The organism is Paenibacillus sp. cl141a (genome assembly GCF_900109305.1).
In the GTDB taxonomy this organism is placed as follows: Bacteria; Bacillota; Bacilli; order Paenibacillales; family Paenibacillaceae; genus Paenibacillus_AQ; species Paenibacillus_AQ lautus_A.
In genome coordinates, this window is the sequence record NZ_FNZO01000005.1 from 383,111 (window position 1) to 404,935 (window position 21,825).

The 21,825-nt window shown below is 52.2% G+C and carries 18 protein-coding genes; 4 read left to right on the forward strand and 14 right to left on the reverse strand.

Annotated elements, in window-relative coordinates:
- Positions 1-29 precede the first annotated feature (29 nt).
- The 10 genes from BMX45_RS17015 to BMX45_RS17060 all read right to left on the reverse strand — a co-directional run bounded on the left by BMX45_RS17015 (position 30) and on the right by BMX45_RS17060 (position 14,489).
- Positions 30-929: a carbohydrate ABC transporter permease gene (locus BMX45_RS17015; RefSeq protein WP_090910702.1), complete on the reverse strand. Its 900-nt coding sequence runs from the start codon at positions 927-929 to the stop codon at positions 30-32.
- Positions 926-3,502 (reverse strand): DUF5696 domain-containing protein, encoded by a 2,577-nt coding sequence (locus BMX45_RS17020; protein WP_090910703.1) that lies wholly within the window; start codon positions 3,500-3,502, stop codon positions 926-928. Before BMX45_RS17020 ends, BMX45_RS17015 begins: the two co-directional genes overlap by 4 nt.
- A 14-nt stretch (positions 3,503-3,516) precedes the next feature.
- Entirely contained in the window at positions 3,517-4,137 is a 621-nt protein-coding gene (locus BMX45_RS17025) for a Yip1 family protein (RefSeq protein ID WP_090910704.1), read from the reverse strand.
- Positions 4,118-5,581 carry a gluconolactonase gene (locus BMX45_RS17030; RefSeq protein WP_090910705.1) on the reverse strand — a complete coding sequence of 488 codons (1,464 nt, stop codon included), beginning with the start codon at positions 5,579-5,581 and terminating at the stop codon, positions 4,118-4,120. Before BMX45_RS17030 ends, BMX45_RS17025 begins: the two co-directional genes overlap by 20 nt.
- Before the next feature lie 13 nt (positions 5,582-5,594).
- Complete coding sequence (locus tag BMX45_RS17035; RefSeq protein ID WP_090910706.1) at positions 5,595-6,506, reverse strand: carbohydrate ABC transporter permease; 912 nt, start codon at positions 6,504-6,506, stop codon at positions 5,595-5,597.
- Positions 6,507-6,510: 4 nt separating this feature from the next.
- Positions 6,511-7,479 carry a carbohydrate ABC transporter permease gene (locus tag BMX45_RS17040; RefSeq protein ID WP_090910707.1) on the reverse strand — a complete coding sequence of 323 codons (969 nt, stop codon included), beginning with the start codon at positions 7,477-7,479 and terminating at the stop codon, positions 6,511-6,513.
- A 12-nt stretch (positions 7,480-7,491) separates the two neighbouring features.
- Positions 7,492-10,449: an extracellular solute-binding protein gene (locus tag BMX45_RS17045; protein ID WP_090910708.1), complete on the reverse strand. Its 2,958-nt coding sequence runs from the start codon at positions 10,447-10,449 to the stop codon at positions 7,492-7,494.
- A gap of 61 nt (positions 10,450-10,510) precedes the next feature.
- Entirely contained in the window at positions 10,511-11,878 is a 1,368-nt protein-coding gene (locus BMX45_RS17050) for an ABC transporter substrate-binding protein (RefSeq protein WP_090910709.1), read from the reverse strand.
- Positions 11,879-12,309: 431 nt separating this feature from the next.
- Positions 12,310-13,353, reverse strand: a complete 1,044-nt coding sequence (locus BMX45_RS17055) for a LacI family DNA-binding transcriptional regulator (RefSeq protein WP_090910710.1) — start codon at positions 13,351-13,353, stop codon at positions 12,310-12,312.
- Between the two features lie 221 nt (positions 13,354-13,574).
- Positions 13,575-14,489 (reverse strand): hypothetical protein, encoded by a 915-nt coding sequence (locus BMX45_RS17060; protein ID WP_090910711.1) that lies wholly within the window; start codon positions 14,487-14,489, stop codon positions 13,575-13,577.
- A 379-nt stretch (positions 14,490-14,868) separates the two neighbouring features.
- Here BMX45_RS17060 and BMX45_RS17065 point away from each other — a divergent pair, with 379 nt between their 5' ends.
- Positions 14,869-15,918, forward strand: coding sequence for an S-layer homology domain-containing protein (locus BMX45_RS17065; RefSeq protein WP_090910712.1), 1,050 nt, complete (start codon positions 14,869-14,871; stop codon positions 15,916-15,918).
- A gap of 95 nt (positions 15,919-16,013) precedes the next feature.
- Here BMX45_RS17065 and BMX45_RS17070 read toward each other — a convergent pair whose 3' ends face one another.
- Entirely contained in the window at positions 16,014-16,439 is a 426-nt protein-coding gene (locus tag BMX45_RS17070) for a VOC family protein (protein WP_090910713.1), read from the reverse strand.
- 108 nt (positions 16,440-16,547) lie between these two features.
- Positions 16,548-17,387, reverse strand: a complete 840-nt coding sequence (locus tag BMX45_RS17075) for a putative RNA methyltransferase (RefSeq protein ID WP_368087169.1) — start codon at positions 17,385-17,387, stop codon at positions 16,548-16,550.
- 498 nt (positions 17,388-17,885) lie between these two features.
- On the opposite strand from BMX45_RS17075, the gene BMX45_RS17080 reads away from it, so the two are divergent.
- The 3 genes from BMX45_RS17080 (at position 17,886) to BMX45_RS17090 (ending at position 20,203) form a co-directional block, all read left to right on the forward strand.
- The gene (locus tag BMX45_RS17080; protein ID WP_090910715.1) at positions 17,886-18,401 is read left to right on the forward strand and encodes a DUF6773 family protein; all 516 of its coding nucleotides are present in this window, start codon (positions 17,886-17,888) and stop codon (positions 18,399-18,401) included.
- Between the two features lie 24 nt (positions 18,402-18,425).
- On the forward strand, positions 18,426-18,623 hold the full coding sequence (locus tag BMX45_RS17085) for a helix-turn-helix transcriptional regulator (RefSeq protein ID WP_009594955.1): 198 nt from the start codon (positions 18,426-18,428) through the stop codon (positions 18,621-18,623).
- A 128-nt stretch (positions 18,624-18,751) separates the two neighbouring features.
- Complete coding sequence (locus tag BMX45_RS17090) at positions 18,752-20,203, forward strand: erythromycin esterase family protein (RefSeq protein WP_090910716.1); 1,452 nt, start codon at positions 18,752-18,754, stop codon at positions 20,201-20,203.
- A 150-nt stretch (positions 20,204-20,353) separates the two neighbouring features.
- Here BMX45_RS17090 and BMX45_RS17095 read toward each other — a convergent pair whose 3' ends face one another.
- Together BMX45_RS17095 and BMX45_RS17100 are read right to left on the reverse strand one after the other, a co-directional pair.
- Complete coding sequence (locus BMX45_RS17095) at positions 20,354-21,025, reverse strand: DUF4097 family beta strand repeat-containing protein (protein ID WP_090910792.1); 672 nt, start codon at positions 21,023-21,025, stop codon at positions 20,354-20,356.
- Between the two features lie 211 nt (positions 21,026-21,236).
- Positions 21,237-21,725: a DinB family protein gene (locus BMX45_RS17100; RefSeq protein WP_090910717.1), complete on the reverse strand. Its 489-nt coding sequence runs from the start codon at positions 21,723-21,725 to the stop codon at positions 21,237-21,239.
- Positions 21,726-21,825: the final 100 nt, after the last annotated feature.

Consider the following 21,825-nt stretch of genomic DNA (forward strand, 5'->3'; position numbering starts at 1 on the left):
GCACCCGTCAGTCAGGAATCTCTTTGCCATTAGTTTTGATAAAAGGTTTTCCTTGAGACGATGATTCCCATCAACACCAGCAGCAAGCTGATAACGATGGTATACAGCCACGCCATCGCGGCACTGAGCCCGAAATTCTGCGTTTTGAAGGCCGTCTCATAAATCGTTCGGGTCACGGTGCTGTCCGCGAACGAATCGATGATGGTATAAATCATATTTGTCAGGATGAGCGGGCTCACCATCGGAAACGTGATTTTCCAGAACGATTCATAAGCGGTAGCCCCTTCAATCTTGGCGACCTCGTACATCGAGCCCGGGACGGCCTGCAGGGCGGCAAGGAAGATCAGAATCTGCACGCCCGAGCTGCTGATAATATCGTAGATCCTCATGACCGCCCCGATAATATACTCGGTTACGGTAATGGGAAATCCGGCCTCGGATAAGATACGCACCATCGATAGCACGTTGAACTGCCCGGAGGCTTGCCCAAGCTCCTCCGCCACCGTCGCATTTCCGACCAGATTGATCAGACCCGAGGTTTCCGCTGCCGAAATCGCGCCTGATGCCAGGATGACCGGCAGGAACAAGATCGCTCTCGCAAGGGCTCTCCCCCGGAATTTCTGATTCAGCAGAACCGCCGAGAACAGACTGAAAAACAAGATCAGCGGAACGTCCACCACCATGCCCAGTATCGATTCCGTCAAGATCCGGTTGAAGTTCGCGTCCACGAACAGCGCGGTGTTGAAATTGCTCCAACCTACCGGCTCCAGCTCATAGCCCGTGGGAGAGATGTTCAATTTACTGATGCTGAACAAAATGGACTGAAACAGAGGCCCGGCAAACAAAAAGATAAAGCCGATCAGCCATGGCGCGATGAAGAGGAGGCCGAGCATGGATCTTTTCTGAGTCAGGGACAATCTCATTTTCATGCCCGGTCACCACCTACAGCGTAATTTTGCGGTCCCACCAGGACCCCGTTAACATCAACCGCTTGGTCGGTATAATTGATCAGAATCGAGGCGCCGTTCTCGTATCTTACTTCCACCACGCCGTCTTCATGCCGCTTATGCTCCACCATTCGCTGCGTCCGGATCGGCGCCAGCACCTCGTTCAGCTCTTGGTACAAGGAAACGGCTTCTTCGAGCCAATCCTTGTAATGCGTGGAGTACATGTCATCGAAACGCGTATACTTCAGCTTCGAGCTTTGTTCATAAGACCATAGGAAATGCGGAGCCGTTCCCAATTCCAGCGACTGCAGGAGCGCTTTGCGCAAATGTTGCTCATTCAGGTTATTGACGGCTGCTCCCGCATAATCCAGGTAGCCGTGAATGACCATTTGATAAAACGGCACGGCTTCATCCGTCAGCCCGAATCCGCTGCTCGACGTCGGGACATCGAGCACGTGGCCCGCATATGGCCAGCTGTAAGCATTAGCACCGGAAACCATCGTATCCGGGTATGCCTCGTGCAGCGCTTTCAGCTGATCGGTCACGATAAACTTCGCGGTTTCTCGGAAAACCACCCGCTGCACCCGGTGATCGGAGCTCAGGACATCGCCCAGGTCCCGCAATGACACGGCCCCTATGCCAAACCGTTCATATTGCCCTGTGAACCGTTCCACGTAATAGGGAAGCTTCGCCGGCGACATCAGGTTGTACGTGCCGTAAGACGAGTTCATCCGGTTCGTGTTCCGGTCATACGGATGCAGCGCTGCCGTCTCCCTGGTCACGAAACGGGAGGCATCGGATGACGGCGTGAACGCCCCATCGTCATGGTAGACATGCTGGAAGGCAACATCCGGATACAGCCCGCCGCCGGCGGCCTGCAATTGCTTGGACAATGCCTTCAACTCGGCGGCGTTTCCGACAACGCTGTCCGTCTTTACCTTCACCGGGGTTTTGTGATGGACGCCTTGCCCAAACCAGCCGAGGTAACGCATTCGGAGATTGGCGATGCCCTCGCCATGCAGAAGAGCGGCGATCTCGCCTGCCTGCTCGAAGGTGGTCATGGAGACGACGGCATCATACGGTACGCCCAGAAAAGATCTCCGTTTATCCACGCTTCCCAGCATATCGAGATAGAACGGAATGCCCTCCGCTTCTTCCAAGGGAACCAGCTTGCTTTCCTTCGCAAGCGTTTCCTGATACAAGCGGGCCATGCCGGAGTAGCTGGCCTCTTCGCCAGACAGGAAACGGTATTTGACGGACAGCTTCCCGTTGTACAGCTTGTCATTCAACAGCTGGATTTCCTGCACCGTACTTCCGGTGTAAAGCTCCAGCATATCCTCGCCGCGCACGGCAAAGCTGCTGAATACATGATTGTACGAGTTCTGCTTCCCGCCGATGTCCGCGGACACGCTCGCGATGGCGTCGCCTTCTTCAATGACGGCAAACCAGCCACCGTCCCCGTTTTTCATGCCGAACACGGGCATCCTCGCCTGCTCGGCCACCTGTCCGCGGCTGCTGCTGTTATGATTCGGATCGGTGCCGTAAATACGCTGCACGTACTGTTCTTCCTTCACTTTGCCGTTATTCAGATGGATCAGGCTGCCGCTGCCGTCCGGCACCAGCATATAACCCTCGGCCTTCGATCCCGCCGCGCCGAAATAGCGAAGCAGCTCCACGCTGCGCAGGCGGTGACTCTCGCTTTCCTTTACCTGGTCAAGCGGTATCGTAACGACAAGCGAATCCTCTTCCAGCCGGTATTCGAGCGGAATCTTGAACTGCGGCTTCGAAGAGGCGCTTTCGGCCGTTCCTCCGCCCGCTTCGTTATCATAGGCAAGATCCTCCGCGGTGTAGCCGGCCTGCTCGAACGCGCCAAGCATTTTTTTCAGCACTAGTTCCTTCTTGATCTGGTCGTCCAGGCGCTCCAGCATTGCAGGGTTATCCTTCATGGGGTAATACCGGGCCTGCACGTATCTGGCCAATGACGCATCCAGCTTGCTGACCACCTTCTCCTGCAGCCGGTCCTGCGAAATGTATTTCGGCAAGGCGTCGATCCCGAGCGAGACATCTCCCAGCGTATACGTGACGCGAACGCCGTTGTCCAAGGCTTCCGCCGTATAGTTCCCGTTCATCACGCTCCACGTATAATTCGGATAGGTCTCAAGCGTGCCGATCCCATCCCGGAACGTCAGCGTCAATTGCGAAGACAGCACTTCTTTTTCAAAAGGCGAAGCAATTCCATCCTCCATCCGGTCTGGCGGATTGCTGTACCATACCGTATCGCTCCGCTTATCCCGCACCGCAACCTCGGTCGTGTCCGGATGATAGTACAGCGCAAGCGCCTCCGTTTCCGCTACCAGATCCATGCCGGGCACGCCACCTGTCAAATCGTTCAGGGCGGAGAGCTCCCTGCCCTGCGCCGTCTCGGTCGCCGCAGCACTGTACGCAGCGACGTCAACCGCCGGCGCTCCCCGGTTCACATAGATCAGAAAGCCCGCAGCCATGCACGTTATTACGGTACATGCAAGCACCGTGTACAGCCATTTTCTTCTTTTCACGGCCTACGGCCTCCTTATTGCCTGAAAATGATCTCTCGGTAAACGTTGACAACGAACGTGTAAAGCTGCTGCAGCATGCTCAGGACGAGCGTGCCCAGAAATACGATAATGCCCATGACGATCAGGCTCAGAAACATCGTGACGACCGTTTTGCCGGCCGAGTATTGGTGGACCGTCATCGTACCGACAAAGAGCAGCCCGATAAACCAGATCGCCGCTACCAATGTGAGCAGATAATAGAACACGGTCTCTTCCTGGACCATAAAACGGCTCGCCAGCGTTATGGGCGGATAGATCAGAACCATCGGAATGAGGGCATATGCGCTGGCCATCACGATCTCATTAAACCTCCCTTCACCGCCCATGAGCGTGGTGACCGACCAGTTGGAGACGCACCACAGGAAGAACGGGAGGACGTTAAATATCAGTTCGTCGATGCTGCTCAGCGTCCGCGGATCATTGTAGTTGACCAGAAATCCCGCATACTGCCGCTGCAGAATCGTGGCAATGACCACGAGCGCCAATACCAGATAAGCGACCCCGAGCCGTCCCCGGTTTTCGTACTTCAGGTCCCAATATCCGTCGAAGGGGTGAACGATCAAATGAAGGGGGAATTTAAGATAGTCCTGCTTCATGCTTTCCTTCCCTCCTCTGCTTTCGGTATCTTACCGTTCTATAGACCGCGTAGAGCAGCAGGCTTCCGGTCCCTGCCGATAAAAAGGTGCCAAAATGCTCCTTCATGACCTCCCTGCGATATCGTTTATACGCCACGGAATAATTCTTGCGGTCCATGCCCAGCTCAAAATACTTAAGGGCTTCCCTGTTCTCCCCCTTCATGAGCTTCGCTTTCCCGATGCCGATATAAGCGATGTCATAGTTCGCATTGAGCTGAAGAACCCGTTCCCAATACCTTTCCGCCTCCGCGTCTTCTCCCCGGTAATGGTGGCGGACGGCAAGGTTAACCTGCTTCCCGAACTCGGTCGGCTCGAACATGACGATGCTTGCCTTTCCCCGGTCCAGCACAAGCTGACGGCCTCCGAGCCGTTCAATCGCCGCCGGCGTCTTAAATAGGCCCAGCTGATTCCCGATGCCGCCGTATACGAACAGCAGATTGCCGGTCTCGTCGTATGTGAAAACGCGTCCTTGGGTAGAGTCCAGCGCGCTGTACATCCCGTCGCCGAGCACCTTAATATCAACGAACTTGGATGGCCCCACCGTTCTTCGATAATACATATCTCCTGCAACCGGAAAGTAGCCGAAGCGCTTTAGCACATCCTCTCCCGACGGGTTGAGGCGTTTCATCGGTTCCCTGGATCCGACGTCAATATTCGTGGCATAGACGAACCCCTTCCCGTCCATATCCAAATTGGAGAACTCGGTCGGGATGAACAGTCTCATCTGGGCTTTCTGCGCCCTCGTCGATACCAATCTCCAGAAATAATCGCCATAATCGCGCTTTACTTTAATCGTTCCGACGTAGCCGAGAAAGGTACCGTCCTCCTCGAACTGCATAATGCCTTCGTAAACGCCGCGGGCTACGACGAATACCCGTTTGGCTTCATCCACCGCTACTTTCAGGGGAATGAATTGAAAGCCTTGAGGCAGCACATCCGACTCCGGCTGCTCCATGATACGGACAAGCGACCCTTCCGCCGTCAACACGACAACCCGTTGATGGTCCGTATCCGCAACATAGATTTGCTCATCCCCGTCGATGAAGATGCCGGCAGGATTTGCAAAACCGTCCTCTTTCCCTTCGTTCATGAAAGAATCAATCACCCGGATCACGTTCCACGTATCGTCCAGGACGATGATCCGTTTGTTGCCGCTGTCCAGCACGTAGATGTTTCCGGCTTCCGACACATGCATATCGCTCGGATCCAAAAAATCTCCAATGCCCAGCTCCTTCCCCGTAATGGCGCGTTCCGGCAAATAAGCGGCAGGCACGGCAACCGTTTCCTCCCAATAATTGTAGATATAGCTCTCGTATGGAGCACTGGCGGAGACGCTCCCCGGCATCAGGCCGGTAAGCGTCAGGGAGGCCGCCGCGAGAGTTAGCAACCATTTTTTCGCTGACATCTGATCCCCCTCCCTAATCCTTCATCCCGGAGGTCGCCATCGTCTCGATGATTCGGCTCTGCGAGAACAGAAAGAGCACAATCGGCACACTCATCAGGATGACTGCCACTGCGGCGCCTGCGCCGGCCCGGGAAATACCGCCCAGAATGATCTGATTGGATGCATAATGCAGGGTCTTAAGCTGTTCGCTGTAAATAAAGCCGTTGCCGTCGGTTCCCCACAGGATCTGGAACAGCAATATGATCAGCGTGAGCCACGCCGGCTTCACGTTCGGCATCACGATGGACCAGAAGATCCGGTATTCGCTCGCTCCGTCGATTTTGGCCGCTTCCAGCAGGGCATCCGGTATCTGTTCCATGAACTGCTTCATCAGATATAACCCTAGCGAATAGCCGAAAGCCGGTATAATGACAGCCCAATAGGTGTCGATGAGCCCCAGCCACGACAGGATCATATAATTCGGCGTTGCCGTAACGACCGGCGTGAACATCAGCGATAGCACGACGACCTGGAAGAGGAATACCTTGCCCGGAAACTTGTGTTTGGCCAGCGGATAAGCCGCCGCGGATGCAAAGACCACATGACCGACAATGCCGACCCCGGTTATGAAAACCGTATTGAAGATATACCGCGAGAACGGTACCCAGGACTGGCCGAGCAGATTGATCAAATCGGAAAAGTTATTCCATGTCGGATTGCGGACAAACAGCATCGGCGGGAACAGAAAAATTTCGTCCAGCGGTTTGAACGCGTTGTTGATGGCGTACACCAGGGGCAGCGCCATGAAAGCGCCGAACACCGCCAGCAGCGCAAACAGGGAGAAGGTCCCCATGAACGAGCGGTTTACCCGTTTGCTGCGAGCTTTAAGCCTGACGTTCAGCAGGCGGCCGTCCCGTTTTTTCGGAAGTTCGTATGTAACCCTCACGCGTCTACTCACCTACCTTGCGCAGCAATTTTTGGACGATCAGGTTGGTTCCCACCATCAGAATGAACAGCACGGTCGCAATCGCCGACGCAAAACCCATCTCGAAGCGCGTCGTGCCGAAATCGATGAGATGCGTGACGATGGTTTCCGCCGCGTAGTTCACGCTCGGGAAACCGGCCAGCGCAATCGATACGTCGGCCACGGCAAACGATGTCGTAAGCTGGATGACCGCGCCGAACATAAGCTGCGGCCGCATCGAAGGCAGCGTTATGAACCACAGCTCCTGCCAGCGGTTGCGGACCCCGTCCACGGCACCCGCTTCGTAGAGCGTTTTATCCACGGTTTGAAGTCCGGCGATGAAAGCCAGGAAGCCGGTTCCTAGGCTGAGCCACAGCTGGACCAAAATGATAATCGGCATGATCATCGCTTCGGTTTTCAGCCATTGGATCGGCTCCAATATGATGCCCAGCTTAATCAGCATGCCGTTCGCTATGCCGTAGCGGTCGCCCGAGAAGATCATCAGCCAGATGAAGTAAATGTTCCCCGAGATCGAAGGCGCATAGAAGATCAGGGTCATGAACGCCCGCAGCCGCGGACCCAGCTCATTGATGACCCAGGCAAACAGGAAGCACGCCAAATAACTGATGGGTCCTGTTATGGCGGCAAAGAGCAGCGTGTTCTTCAGCGCGACCAGGAAGATATCGTCCTCCAGGAACAGGCGCGTATAATTATCCCAGCCGACAAACCGCGGAAACTCCAGCATATTGAAGTACGTAAAGCTGAGAATCATCGAAATGACGACCGGAAAAACGGTAAACAGCGTGAACAGGATCATATAAGGCGCAAGCAAAATATAGGAATGCTTGCTGGCCTTCATCTCCGCCAGCTTCCGCTTCCACCAGGATTGCGGCTTGACGGGGCGGATTGCGGCTGACATCGTAACCTCAGGATCCTGAAGGCTGGCATTAAACAATTTGGACCCCCCCTATTCCTGCAGCTCGCCAAACTCTGCTTGCTTGGTTCGGATTTCGTCGTGAATATACTGCACCGAATCCATCAAGGCCTCCCGCGGCTCGATGCCGCTGATGACCGCACGATAGAAGGCATTGAACAAATGCCTGCCCGTCGAATAACCGCCCGGCACCTCGGGTATTCCCTGAACCCATTCAAATTGGGATTTCAAATTCTCGTAGTCGGCTACCGGCCACGGCAGACTGTCCAGCGCCTTGATGTTGGCGGTCGGATAGCGGGCCGCCGCGCCCATCAGCCCTTCCATTTCGCGGCCGAAATTCGTCTGCGTCGCATCGCTGGTCCACCATTTCAAGAATTCCCAGGCCGCATCCTTGTCCTTCGCATCGTCCAGCATCAGCACGGCGCTGCCGCCGCTCGGTACGGTGCGGTCAATCGTGCCGTCCGCCTGAACGGTTCCCGGAACGGGGGCGAACCCCCATACGCCGCGGATTTCCGGCGCGAACACCGACAGCTGGTTATAGGTGGTGTAATCGGAAATGCCGATCGGCATCTGTCCGGTACGGAACCGGTTCGCAAAATCGTATTCCCGCTCCAGCTTGTAGTCGGTGTAATACTCCGTCCATTGTTTAAATGCTTCCAGCCCGCTCTTGGAATCCAGATCCGACTCCCGGCCGTTGTTGCGGTAGAATTGTCCGCCGGATTGCATCAGGAGCGCCGCATACATCGAATTCGGCGGCAGCGTGGTCCACTGATCCGGTGCCTGCGCCACGACGGGAAGACCGAATTGCATATGATTTTTGTTCAATACGGCAAGCAGGCTGGCCACATCGTCCCAAGTCTTCGGAACTTCAAGACTCAACTCCTCCATCACGTCCTTCCGGTAGAACATCATGTTGAAGGTTTGCGTCTCCGGCAGCGCATATACGCCGCTGCGGTATCGGTATGGCACCAAGGCGCTGTCCCGGAATCTGGCCGCCACCGATTCGAAGTCAGGGAATTGCGTCAGGTCCGCTGCGGCATTTCGCATGGCAAAGTTCACCGGGAGGTCATTGCCGATCTGCATCGCCACCTCCGGTCCCTGTCCCGACAAAGTGGCGGGGAGCAGCGTCCCCATGTTCACCAGCTTCAGATTCACGTTGATGCCGGTCTCCGGCGTAAAGGTCTCGTCGATCATCGCCTTGATGGTATTGGCCTGATCACGGCCGCTGCCGATCCATACGGTGATCGAACGCTGGTTCTTCTTATCCGTGACGTTACCGATATTGTTGTAATCGATGAAGAAGGAGCTGAAGAACGTCGACGCCTCATGCTTCACCTTATCGGCCGCCCCCATTCCGCTCTTCGGCAGCTTGGCATCGGCTGATGCAACATAGAGGGCGTCGATCTCCAGCGGCTGCTCCCTTGCCTGCTGCAGCCATGTTCCGAGTCCGCCGGTATTCGTTTTGTAGGCCTCCAACCTGCGCGGAATCGTATCCGGCTTCTCGATCATCTCATCCAGCTGAAGTGCCATGGTCTTCAGCAGCGCCTCCTGGTCGCCGGATTGACCCGACAGCTCAACCAATCTGGCCGCGACCGCTTTCAGTCTGCCGCTTTCGTACCGGAAGGCTTCCAGCAGTTCCGGTATCCGCTGCTGTACGCGGTAATCCCTGAATTCATCCGGATTCGTGCCGGTGATCATCAATATTTTGCGGTACATGGCATTCAGGTTAAGCAGGCTGTCCTCCACCTCATGAATGAGGAGAGCGAATTCACCCAGGCTCGCCTCGAGGCGTAACAAATGCTTACCTTGCTCCAACCGGAACAGATAAGGTTCATCGCCCCCAAGCACGTCCATGCGATATCCGTTCTTGAAGCGGAAAGCGACGTCGTTCATTTCTTCAAACGGAACCTTCCCGTCGATCGTCAGCTTTCGCGTCGAGTACATGCCCCTCACAAAATTTTGCTGCGATTTGAACGCTATCGTATAGAGCCCGCTCTCCGGGACGTCCAGTTCCCATTCGATCCACTGTCCGGGCAGCCGCCAGTTGTAGCCGCCGATGGTGTTGATTCGGACTTTCGACGCACTGTAAGGGCTGACGCTCGGACTCGAACGCTCGCTTAGCGGATACAGGGTCGGGGAGGATTTGGCGACTGCGTCTTCTCCCTGAATCGCCAGCAAGGCGCCTTCGGTTCTTCGAATCCCTTCAGCCTCATACTGCTGGTACAGCTCGGCATACGTCGGCGGACTCTCCTGCTGGAACAGCTTGAGTTCCCCGATAACCATCGGTTCCCGCCCGGCCGTTAAAGATACCGTATGCTCCCCCTCCCCAAAGTAAAAAAGAAGCGGCTCCGTGATGTAACCATCCGCATCCTTCAGCACCGTCGTGGTCCAAGCGGGGCGTTCGATTTGCTTCGGCCTCAGGTCATTGCCCTGGTTATCCTGATCGATGCCGTCCTTGGCGTTATCCCATATGCGGTCGAATTGCAAATAAGCGGCCTCTTGAAATGGGACCTCCCCGTCGATGCGGATGGAACGCTCAATGGAGGAACTCTTTCCTTCCACCGGATAATAGAGCAGGGACAGATTATACAATCCCTCCTCCTCTACATGGACCTTCCATTCAACCTCACCCTTCTCCCCCGTAAACAACGAGGTTCCGGGATGACCCTCATAGGCTTCCAGCCTGCGGAATTCCCCACCCTCGGCACGGCTGTAATCCGCCGCAGGAATCGTGATCTCATGATCAGGTCGACTTTTTCCGTCATGATCCGACAAATATTGGGCATAGGAAATGCTTTTCCCCGGATGCGTGCTGAGATTGACCAGCGATGCAGGACGTTCCAATGTAAGCTCTGTCCCGCCGTGTCCCGGCCTCCCCCCGGCTCCGGACTCATTCCCCCCTCTATTAAAGAACACCGTCAAAGCGGCCAAGATTGCCGCAAGAACCAATAGCCGGGTCATCCATTTTTTTAGCTGCGTTTGAAGTGTCAATGTTCATCCCCCTGTTCAGGAGAAGGGGGCGAGGCTTTAAGCTTTGACGCCCCCGTCCATCTTATTTGCCCATTTTATCGACAGCAGCCTGGGCCTGTTGTTTATATTTCTCGGCCGTAGCGGTTACCGATTGATTGTTCACGATAATGTCCTCAATGAAAGCGCCCGTAGGGTAATCCGTGTAGGCTTCATCGACCGTGATGACGCCGGTTCCGGCAATATGCTCGCGAATCATGTCGATGTCTTCCTGATTGGTATAGATGCTCTCCAGGTAATCCTGTCCCGGGTATTCCTCGGTCGGCGGTATATCGAACGTCTCTTCGTAAATTTGGTAGACGATGGCCGGATCTTTCACGCCTTTGGCAATGAACTTCGCGGACGCGGCGGTATTGGCATACGTTGTTTCTGCCGATCCTTGCGGGCCCGCAGGAATCGGCACCACGCCAACCTCGAACGTAATGTCGCCCAGCATCCATTCCGCCGCCGTAAACATGGCCACGTCGCCGTCTTTAAAGGTGTTGGTTTCTTCCCAATTCGTTTTGTTGCCGCTCTTGACTTTCACAACCTTCTCCACGTTGTAAAGGCGGTTCACGAACTCGGCTGCTTCCAATGTCTTCGGATCGGACAAGCCTTCTTTGCCGTTGGAATCGTCTACGATTTTGCCCCCGTTAGCTGCGGTGAAATGCTTTACCGCATCAATGGCCCAGCCGGAGAAGCCCCATACGTCCGTTTTCCCGTCGTTATTCGTATCTTTGGTTGCCTGTTTGGCAAGCTCCATGAATGTATCCCAGTTCCATTCTCCCTTGGCATACAGCTCCTGAAGATCCGGAAGCCCGTTCTTCTTAAACAGATCACGGTTGTAATGAAGTCCGAGCCCGATGGAGGTCGGATTATCGAAGCCGTATTCCCCTCCGCCTATGGATGGATATTTCGTCTGCAGATCCGCTTCGTTATTGATGTTGTTCTTGTCCGTGGTAAATTCGCTGATCGGCAGGATCTGTCCCTTCATAATCGCCGGCAACGCCGACTTGTACTCCAACTGCACGATATCGGCGAAGGGCTCGCCTGCCAGCACGCTTGTCGTGAATTTATTCATGTACTCCTCAAAGGGAACGTTGACGAATTCAATTTTGCAATTGTATTTCTTCTCGATTTCGGCGATCTTCTCCAGGCGTGCCTTCTCTCCGGCCGTTGTGCCTGCCGGCTTCAGGTCCCACCAAGCGGCTACCTTAATCACGCGGCCACCCAGATCAACAGGTTCTGCTTCAGGTTCGGCGGGTTCTTCTTTAGGAGTCTCTGCCGCGGTTTCCGTGCTGGGAGCCGGGGTTGCCGGCGGCGCCTCCGCCTGCTTGGCCCCTCCGCCGCTGCAGGCGGTAATCAAAAACAACAAACAGATAAGCAATAAAGAAAGCCCTTTCATTTTTCTCACGCTAAAAACCTCCCCTATTTGTTTAACGCCCTGTTAACGTCATGCAAGTACCCCCAAGATGATGTCGATGCTTCATTCCCGGCCATCCTGTTGTTCCCCCGCCCCCAATCCGTTATCCCTGTTTGCCAAAAAATATAACACCAGGATCGTGATCACGTCAATATATTTTATGATAATAATAACAACAAACCTAAATATTATTTTGTAAATGACCTAAATAATTAGCAACAGCGTTTACATTTAACTTCAGCAAAAATCGGCATCATTCGATATAAATCCCTATATATCAACTTAAATAACTGTTATTCCATCTCAATCGACTTTAATAAAGTTCGTATGTTTGTTATTTGTTTGTTATTTGTTTGTTATGAATACAAAAAGCCTCGATGTCTTTAAGACATCGAGGCTAACTTAACATTACATACACAGCGTTATGGTTCGTCCGTATCCCGCGCAGCGTTATTCGATTCCCTAATAATGACATCGGCTTGAATAAGGAGGCGCTCATAATTGGAATCCGGGTTCACGATCCGCCAGAGCAATTGATCGACGGCACGCATCCCCAGCAATTCCTTATCGATGTTCACCGTTGCCATGATCGGCAGGCTGTCGTACGTATTATCGAACCCGGTCACCTGTACGTGACCCGGTACGTCGATGCCCTGATTCCCGAGCGCCTCCATGGCAAACATAGCGGTGATATCATTAGCGCAAACGAACACTTCCGGAAGCTCGTTTCCGGCAAGAGCCTTCCCTAACGTTTCGTGTATGTTCTCAATCTCCGGGCTGATTAGAGAAGGCAGCTGCCGGTGCTCAATTTTGTAATCGGCCAGCGCGGACGAGAAACCGATCCAGCGCTCGTAAAAGCTCTGGGCATCTTCAATGTTGCCGATGAACTGATATTTTTTATATCCTTTGCTGATCAGTTTGGTCATGATTTGTTTCATGCTGTGCATATTGTCGGTGAACACCGTGTCCGATTGGAACGCCGGGTCCATGTGGTCTACCATGACCACGGGAATGTTCAGCTTCTTGATATCCATTAAATTTTGCGTGGACACGGCTCCCACCGTTACGATCCCGAGAATGCCCTGGGGATTCAGGAGGGAGAACATGTGGTCATTCGAAGGCTCCGTCAGCGTCAGGATGTCAAGCCCTTTCTGATTAAGACGGGTCGATATTCCGTCAAAAACCGGCCCCCAATAGAGCGATTCGCGATTCTGATATCGGACATTCGGGAACAGGACCAGTACCGCCCCCGCCCATTTTCGGTTCTCCGGCTCCTGGAGCTGCTGGTTTCTTCCTGCCGCTTGGCCTGGCTGATCCTTGAAATACCCAAGCTGTCCTGCGGCCTTCAGGATCATGTCCCTGGTCTGCGGGCTGACACCGGATTTCCCCGACAAGGCCCGGGATACCGCGAATTTAGACACGCCTGTGAAATCGGCGATTTCCTGAATCGTCACTTTCGTTTTCATCGTTATCAACCTACTTAAGTGCGAATTTTTCGTTCAGCTTCCGTGTTATTTATGTTAGTTTTTGTTAGGTTACTGACATAATATTATGTGAAATAATCGTTAAAGTCAAAGAATATCCTGCATTTTCTTGTTTTCATTTTTACAAAAACAAAAGCTGCCCCTATGGTCATGTTCGGACCACTGGGGCAGCTCTTCTCTTGTAGGCTTAAAAATATAGATAATTACGGTTTCTCCACGAGCAGCGCTTCCCATTGCAAGCCTTCTCCGGCAATTTCGATCCGCAGGTCGGAGATGCTCTTCAACGCCTCCTCGCGACGTGCCTCAAGTATAACCACCGTTTCCTTATATAGCTCGTCTATCTTCTTCTGCGTACCGCTTGCCATTTTCGTTATTTCGGATTTTCTTGCAGCATTGCCTTTGGAGATCGCGGTTGTCTGTTCCTTAAACAGCTTGCCGTATTGGCTCTTAGCCGTTGCTTTGCTGATTTTCCCTTGTTTGTACTTCCACATCGGGCTGTTCAGGTATGACGTACTGGATCCGTTACGGAGCTTCCACATCGGGCTGTTCAAATAGCTTTCACTGACCGTTTTGCTGAATTTCCATGCGGAACTGTTCAAATAGCTCGGGGTGATCGTCTTCTTGTATGTCCACATCCAGCTGTTCAAATAATCCTCGTTCATTTCTTTGCTTAGTTTCCATAGGGTACTGTTCAAATAATTGCGGTTAGCGGCATTCGCATACTTCCACATCGGACCGTTTAAATAGCTTGGATTGATGAACCGTTCATATTGTGTCAGCTTATCCTTTACGTCGCGGTTTCCCTCATACTTCAGCTTCAGCTGCTCCAAATCGGCTCGAAGCTTCTGGTCCCATTGCTTTTGATCCTCCAGCACTTTTTTCTCGAGCTGGTCCAGGGAGGCATGGCTGGCATTATAAAACGCCTTATATTTCTTGTCTACTTGTTTTTGGTAATTGTTATACGCATTTACCGTCTTCTTGTTATAGGATTTATACTCGCTCCATACTTGATTGATCCATTTCTGATCCGCTGCATGAACCGTTGTTAGCGGCACCAAAACCGAGACTGCAAGCAAAAGGCTGCATAAGGTTAATAACGATTTTCGCATCAATCTCATCGATTTTCGCCTCTCTTCTGTAGATAGTAAACAAGGGATATTTTACCTAACGGCAAGGCATCTTCCAATAGGAACTCCGAACCCCTAACTTTTAGACTATAACCATTTCTGGAACCTCCGGATATTTTCGCACGGCAGCGTGTCTCACTCCCTGGATGCTTCATGAAAAACACGCCTTCCTTTCCCATATCCCACATCAAAAACGGAAGATTTATGCACTTCCTTGGTCCTGTAGTCCCTTAGTATCGCTAAAGTTAGTTAGCTAGTTATAACAGCCCATCTTTGTTCGGAACCGCTTTCTGATGCTTGACCGCCCGAAAAACAGGCCTATACAATGTATTTTGTAGTATTTTAGCAAATTAAAGATGGAGGATTGCAGATGTTGAAGTTCAGGACACGATGTGTGCCTATACTCCTGGCTGTCTCTTTGTTCGTAGGAGCTGGCAGCGCTTTTGCCGGGGTTACTTTTCGGGATATTGATAACCACTGGGCAAAAACGACCATCGAATGGGGCGTCGACAAGGGGATTGTCAACGGCTATGCGAACGGAATGTTCATGCCTAATCAGAATGTGACCGAGGCCGAATTCATCCGCATGCTGGTTGTCGGCATTACGGGCAAGGACCTGCAGGAGAACTATTTGACCGAACTATGGTCGGATAAATATTATCATTTTCTGCACTTCAAGAACTATCCTGTACACGGATTCGCTGACAAAACCAAGCGCAGCCAATACATAACGCGTTCCCATGTGGCCGAGCTGATATCCAGCGCCGACGGCGTGAATTACGGCGGAAATCAGGCCATTCAATACGTTCTTGGGAAAAAGTACGCGCAGGGTCGGATCAAAGGGGAAAATACGATTGAAGGCTATGTAGGCAGCGGCACTATCACGCGCGCCGAAGTGCTTCAGCTGATCAAAAACCTGACCGATCGCGGAATGTCGAACCTATACGACCGCCCTACCGCGCCGAGCGCGGAGGCCATGCTGCCGAAGCTGCCGACGCCTTGGGACGTATATCGGGACGAGATGTACCTCGTGATCCGCCAGAAGGTATTTCCGAAGTACAGCGGCTACCGCATTTATGACGACGGATCGAATAAAATCGTCATGACCAGCACGAAGCAAACCGGTGAGACGGATTACGCCGTGTCCGTTCAATTCGAGCCGCAGATTATGCAGTTTAGCGGAATCGCGCTTTCCAATGCCGCCGATAAAACGCAGCGCGGCATGCTGATCGAGCTCCTCCAGCTGTATGGCTTCGAGGTCGATTCCGCCTTCCTCGCGAAGATAGACTCCGCGGAGAAGAACAAGAAGGTGATCGAGCTGAAGGTCAGCGGCAAAACACTCGTTATCGATCCGCTCGTGGCAAGCCCCGCCGGGCATGTCCATATCTACTATAAGTGGTGGGACGGATCTCGGGCATAATTCAGGAAACTCGACTGCGCTGCAACCGAACAAAAAGCCCTGACGGCAAATCGTCAGGGCTTTTTGTTCATGGATATAACAGGCCGGATCAGCTTCTACGCTTCCGCTTCCGTGGAGATATTCCAGTTCACGCCGAATTTGTCAGCTACGATGCCGTACGCCGGGCTCCAGAACGTCTCCTGAAGGGGCATAACCACCTGACCGCCCTCCTGCAGCGCTTCATATATCCGCTTCGCCTGTTCGACCTGATCGGTCATGATACAGATCTGAACCTGATTGCTGGATTGAACCGGTTGACCGGGAAACGTATCGGAGAACATCAAATCCGTCTCTCCTACCTTCAGCAAAGCGTGGGAAATGCGATCTCTCGCGCTTTCCGGCAGCGGAAAATCAGGGTTCGCCGGCATCTCGCCGAAGGTCTGAACCATGACGACCTGGGCATCCAACGCCTTCCCATAGAATTGAATAGCTTCCTTAGCATTCCCGTCCATCACGAGATATGGATTCATTCGAAGTGCCATATGATCGTCAACCACCTTATTTTCATATTTACAACGTTACTCCTATTATTCCCCAACTGGATCACTTTAGCAAAATATGAGGCATTTTCGGCTGAAGGACCGTTATGGTTATCCCTCATTCCATCCATACAGGATTTTGAAGTCTGCCGTGACCTCCATCGCTTCATCCAGCATTTGTCCGATGGCCTCGGGCGAAGCGCTCCAGGATAACGGCGTCATGCGAATCAGCTGTTTCATCTGATCGTTATCCAGCACGACTCGATACTGCACCCGCTCGGCATCGATTTGCTCAAAATGGCGGCTGAACAGCTCTATTGTGCTGTCATTGGAGTAATTCTCCTTGCCTGTGCCTGTATAGAACAAGGTTCTAAGCTCCTGCAAATACAGGCTGTCCGGGATTACCTTCACCAATGATCCGCCACTCGCAAGCAACCGCCTGAACTCCGAATAATTGGACGGGGACAGAATGTTCAGGATGTAATCAAACTGTTGATCGGCAAACGGGCTCCGGGACAAATCGGCCACGCACCATATAGAGTCAGGGGATGTCTTGGCGGCCATAACGATGCCCTCTTTGGCAATATCCATGCCTACGCCGAGAACATCCGGCACCAAAGGGTGCTCCCGAAGCTTATGTCCGATGGCGGATAGATGGGAGCCCTCCCCGCAGCCTGCATCAAGCAGTTTTACAGGCTTCACGGATTCCCGGAACTTCAGTTCCTGGATCAGGCGATTCGTTACCGCTTCTACCATGGGGCCGAAGAAGCCGCTGTCGCTGATCGTGTTTCGGGCCTCAAACAAAGCCTTATCATATTTGGTTTTGGATGAATGGTTCACCAGGTTTACGTATCCCTGCCTGGATATATCATAGCAATGCCTGTTCTCGCATTCCAGGCTGGCCATGCGTTCTACCTTCATGGCACCGCCGCAGATCGGGCATTGAAACATCTTCTCGTGTATCGAAAGTTTTTGTGCTTTTTTTAACAATTTTTCGTTGTTGGACACAGCAATTCACCCTTTCATTCGATTGAACGCAATGAAAAAGGCACAGATAAATAAACTCAAGCCGCAATTGTCAAAAAAAGGGCCGAGCCTACTTGGATCTGTACCTCACATTAGCGTAAACGAATGAAATGGATCATGAGAAAAAACACGCTCCTGTCATCAATTTGGGCAAGAGAGATGCCCTAATTCAATTCTAACACGCGAGCACAGAATGTAAACCTCCGGGGTAAACGTCCGGTTCAGCAAAATATATCAAGAATAAATTCCTCCTATAGACTATGATGAGTGTTTGAGACTCTTTTATCCAGCTCCTCACCTTGAAAGACAAATATTAAATTCAAAATGACATATATACATTGCAAAAAGACGTAAATACTATTACAATGCATGTATCCAGAAAATCTCAATAACGTATCTCTAACCAAAAAGAAGGAAGGAATGATGAGCTTGAATTGGTTTAAGAAAAACTCGGTTGAGGATGAGCGTATCGTCAATTTGAAGAACAAGTTATATAAAGAGGTGTATACCTTGATCATGATCATTTGCAGCATTTCCGTCATCATCAAATCTTTTGTGCTGTCGCGAACGGAACCCGTCTGGCTGGAAATGCTGATCATCCTGGGAGGAAGCTTATATTTCGGGATACGCAGCGTGGCGCTGGGGATTTACTCGGATGAAGTGGAGGTCCATGACCAGCGGAGCAAAATTTCGTTCAGCACGCGTATGGCGATAGGGGGACTTGTTATCGGTGTCGCACTTGCTCTTTTTTTCGGTATCCGCAGCGCGGTTCTGTTTGGCAATGACAACAGCGCAACCGAGCTCAAATATTTCCTTAGCGTTTTCTTCGTCTCATTGATCATTTACATCCCGCTTTTTGCCGGGGTGAATTGGTTGATCCACTACGGCGCCAACAAGGTAAGCCAGAAAATGTCGGAGAACGATCCATTCGACTCGTAGAAAGGGATATGGGGGGACTGCAGCATGAAAAACATCAAATTGAAGATGGCCCGCGTCGAGAAGGATTTATCGCAGGAAGAACTGGCCCAGATCGTCGGTGTCTCCAGGCAGACCATCGGCCTGATCGAGCTGGGGAAATATAATCCGTCCCTCAGCCTGTGCGTTGCCATATGCAAGGCATTATCCCGTACGCTGAACGATCTCTTCTGGGAGGAAGACTAGGGTAGGCCTGCATTTCAATTCACTAACGCCGCCAGACAATAATTGCGACCAGGTTAAGGAGGTGTTGCCAACGCTTCAAGGCAAGAACTAATAACCAATCATCATAATAAGGAGTGACCTAATCTATCATGCCATTACATAAAGCCAGAAAAGCATTCACCGTGTTCCTGCTCACCGCCTCCCTATTAGGGACCACCTTCATCTCTGATGGAAAAATATATGCTTCTGCCGCCGATCCCATCCAAGGGCAGGTTACGGAGGTTAAGACGGCACGAACGTCGGATGAAAAAATTGCCGAGTGGGAGAATTGGGCCAAAGACCATGTATATCGACTGGATACGATTCACCCGGCCAACACAGCCAACGGCACTAACCAGTATAAGGATCTGGCTATGCTGAAGCCCTTGCTGCATGACAAACGTTTCGTGTTCCTAGGGGAGAGCTCCCACGGGGTTGGCGAGTTCAATCTGGCGAAGACCCGCTTAATCCAGTTCCTGCATCAGGAGATGGGGTACAACGTTCTGGCCTTTGAGAGCGGTCTTGGCAACAGCTCTTTGGCTTACGGTAGGGCCGGACAGCAGAGCGCGGAACAAACGATGAAGGATTCCATCTTCGGCGTCTGGTGGTCCAAAGAGATTATGCCGTTGTTCGACTACATTAAAACAGCACAACAGAGCAAGCAGCCGCTCGTGCTGACCGGTTTTGACATGCAGCTGCAGCATCCGCTGTTGGACGGACAATGGCTGCAGGATCAGGCCATGGCTAAGCGTCTATCGGAAGCTGAGAAGAAACTGTCTGACTACGCACTTGGTACGGATCTGGACGCTTACCGCAAAGAGAAACATCAGCTGATTCAAGTGTACAAGGATGCTCTGGAATCCTTAAAGACGGAGGCAAACGAAGCTCATCTGAAACGGCTGTACCCGGATAACCCCAAACTGTCCATGCTGCTCGAACGGACCCTGAACGACCGGATTCGGGTAGCCCGGGAATATGTGGAGCTCTCCATTCAATCAACGCTTGGCATGGAAAGCGGGGATTATGTCCCGTTCCTGGAATCGATGGAATGGCGGGACCAGGCGATGCATGACAATCTCATGTGGCTGGCAACCGAAGTCTACCCGACGGAAAAATTCATCGTGTGGGGACATAACGACCACATCCGCAAAGCCCAAACCGAGGTAATGGGTACGCCATATCCGGTGACTTTAATGGGAGAGAAACTCTCGGATGAAATGAAGAAATACAGTTACGTGCTTGGCCTGTATCCGGCCAGCGGCCAAACCGCGGATAATATGGGCAATGTACATGACGTTCTGCCGGTAGAGCCGGGCTCCATTGAATCGATCCTGTCGGCCGCAGGCTCGCCGTATACCTTCGTTGACCTGCGTTACCAAAAACGTGAGGCGGGCAACTCGTGGATGTTCGAGCCGCGTTTTGCCTATAGCTGGGGCATGATTCCGGAAAGCTTAATCGCCCGGGACCAGTACGACGGTATCCTGTTGATCGATGACGTAAACCCGCCCCAATATATGAGATCCTCGGCTTCATCCAAGGCTTCTGTGCCTGCTGAAGAATAAGATGCTGTCATTCCTTGTTGTCATATAAGAATCTTTCATAGGTTGAGATGACAAGCATCCTCTGATGGTCTGCTTCAAGAGTCCGAAAGCAATGATCTCTTGAAAGGACCGAACGGGGATGCTTTTTTTCTTACGCTCAGTTCCGCATGATTATTTTATCGAGATGTTCCCCGAGGAGGTTTTGAGCTTCACCTCGTGCTCCCCGTCACCGGTTCGCCCTTCCGTCTTCCGGTTGCTCTCGTTCCTGTCCTGGAGCGGAACGGCAATGGACCTCCGTCCGCTCCCGGATTGCAGCACCCATGTCGCATCAGGCGTCTCTTCATCGAGCTGTATGTTCACGTTTCCGCTTGTAGCCGATACATCCACATCGTTGTTCAAACGGGTGAACGCAAGGGAGATATTCCCGCTTTTCCCCTTCACCTGAAGGCTGTGATTTTGCAGGCCGGTTCCCGTTACCTTGCCGGAAGAACCGTCAATTTCGACCTTCCCTGCATAATCCGCAGGAATTTTTACGCGAAGCTGCGGTATCCGGCCGATATTCAACATCCGAGTGATATCGTTATCTAAAGAAATCTTCACCCGATTATCTGTTTGATCGACAACGGCTCCTGCGGAACTGCCGCTTCGGAGCAGCGAAACCTCCAATGCTTCCACATCCGCTGTCTCCACGAACAAGGTCGTGCTGCCATGGTCGATCTCCAGCACTTCAACCTCATCAAGCGTTACGCGTTGGAGCTCCTCTTCTTCGCCCCTCGAACCGCATGCACTGAGCAAGAACATGCCGAGGATCCATAGGATTGCAGCTGGTGCATATCGTTTCATTGTTTTGCCTCCACCCCTTTTCAACTTTGAAGTCATTGTACAGGATGACGCAGCGTCACTTTCAAGCGATTTTTCAATTTTGGTAAACAACAGGAAAAAAGACACCGCCATGTGGCAGTGCCTCCTGCTTGGTCTAGGTAGGGACCCTATGGTTGTCCATTTTTTGTGTCGTACCACGATAAAGTTGGACGGGTTGGAGGGTATCCACCGTTTAATATAGATCGAACATATTTACTTCATAGCCTTGGGCTTTCAGGTAATTGAACATTTGCGCCCGATGATGCTGGGCATGCGTGACGATTTCAATCAGCCACTTGGCTTGGGTTGAACCATGCTCCAAATAGAAGGGTCTCGTTGTCTTCTGCATAAATTCTTCATTTGTCAGCCCATTCATGTAGGATTTTACATCGGCAAGTCCCTTTGTCATCCAAGAGATCAGCTTGTCCTTGTCCGTCCCGTCAGCGGCAATGCTTGCCTCCAGTTCTCGGATCTCCGCCTCGCTCTTTTCTTGCAGAATCAACAGGTCCGTCGCAGGCACCGAAACCAGATGATGCACGAGTTCCTGAAGCGATCTCATATTGTGGGCAGGCCTGTAATCCCAATGCGCTTCTGAAATTTTGCCGATCAGATTCGAACTGGTACGAACGATAAGCTCCAGCTCCTCGAACAACAGCTGCTTCATTTCATGCAATTGACTCACATTCCATCACTCCATTTATTAGTATAAGGGGTCTTTTGGGTTCTACGGCAAGTATAGCGTATAATAGTGACAACTATTGTCATAGTCATCCAATGATTCG

Bases quoted from the DNA above. Each gene is read 5' to 3' on its own strand.
- BMX45_RS17095 (WP_090910792.1), bottom strand. From the start codon at position 21,025: ATGAAACGATATGCACCAGCTGCAATCCTATGGATCCTCGGCATGTTC.
- BMX45_RS17070 (WP_090910713.1), bottom strand. From the start codon at position 16,439: ATGGCACTTCGAATGAATCCATATCTCGTGATGGACGGGAATGCTAAG.
- BMX45_RS17060 (WP_090910711.1), bottom strand. From the start codon at position 14,489: ATGAGATTGATGCGAAAATCGTTATTAACCTTATGCAGCCTTTTGCTT.
- BMX45_RS17090 (WP_090910716.1), top strand. From the start codon at position 18,752: ATGCCATTACATAAAGCCAGAAAAGCATTCACCGTGTTCCTGCTCACC.
- BMX45_RS17085 (WP_009594955.1), top strand. From the start codon at position 18,426: ATGAAAAACATCAAATTGAAGATGGCCCGCGTCGAGAAGGATTTATCG.
- BMX45_RS17030 (WP_090910705.1), bottom strand. From the start codon at position 5,581: ATGTCAGCGAAAAAATGGTTGCTAACTCTCGCGGCGGCCTCCCTGACG.
- BMX45_RS17080 (WP_090910715.1), top strand. From the start codon at position 17,886: ATGAGCTTGAATTGGTTTAAGAAAAACTCGGTTGAGGATGAGCGTATC.
- BMX45_RS17065 (WP_090910712.1), top strand. From the start codon at position 14,869: ATGTTGAAGTTCAGGACACGATGTGTGCCTATACTCCTGGCTGTCTCT.
- BMX45_RS17075 (WP_368087169.1), bottom strand. From the start codon at position 17,387: ATGTTTCAATGCCCGATCTGCGGCGGTGCCATGAAGGTAGAACGCATG.
- BMX45_RS17055 (WP_090910710.1), bottom strand. From the start codon at position 13,353: ATGAAAACGAAAGTGACGATTCAGGAAATCGCCGATTTCACAGGCGTG.
- BMX45_RS17025 (WP_090910704.1), bottom strand. From the start codon at position 4,137: ATGAAGCAGGACTATCTTAAATTCCCCCTTCATTTGATCGTTCACCCC.
- BMX45_RS17015 (WP_090910702.1), bottom strand. From the start codon at position 929: ATGAAAATGAGATTGTCCCTGACTCAGAAAAGATCCATGCTCGGCCTC.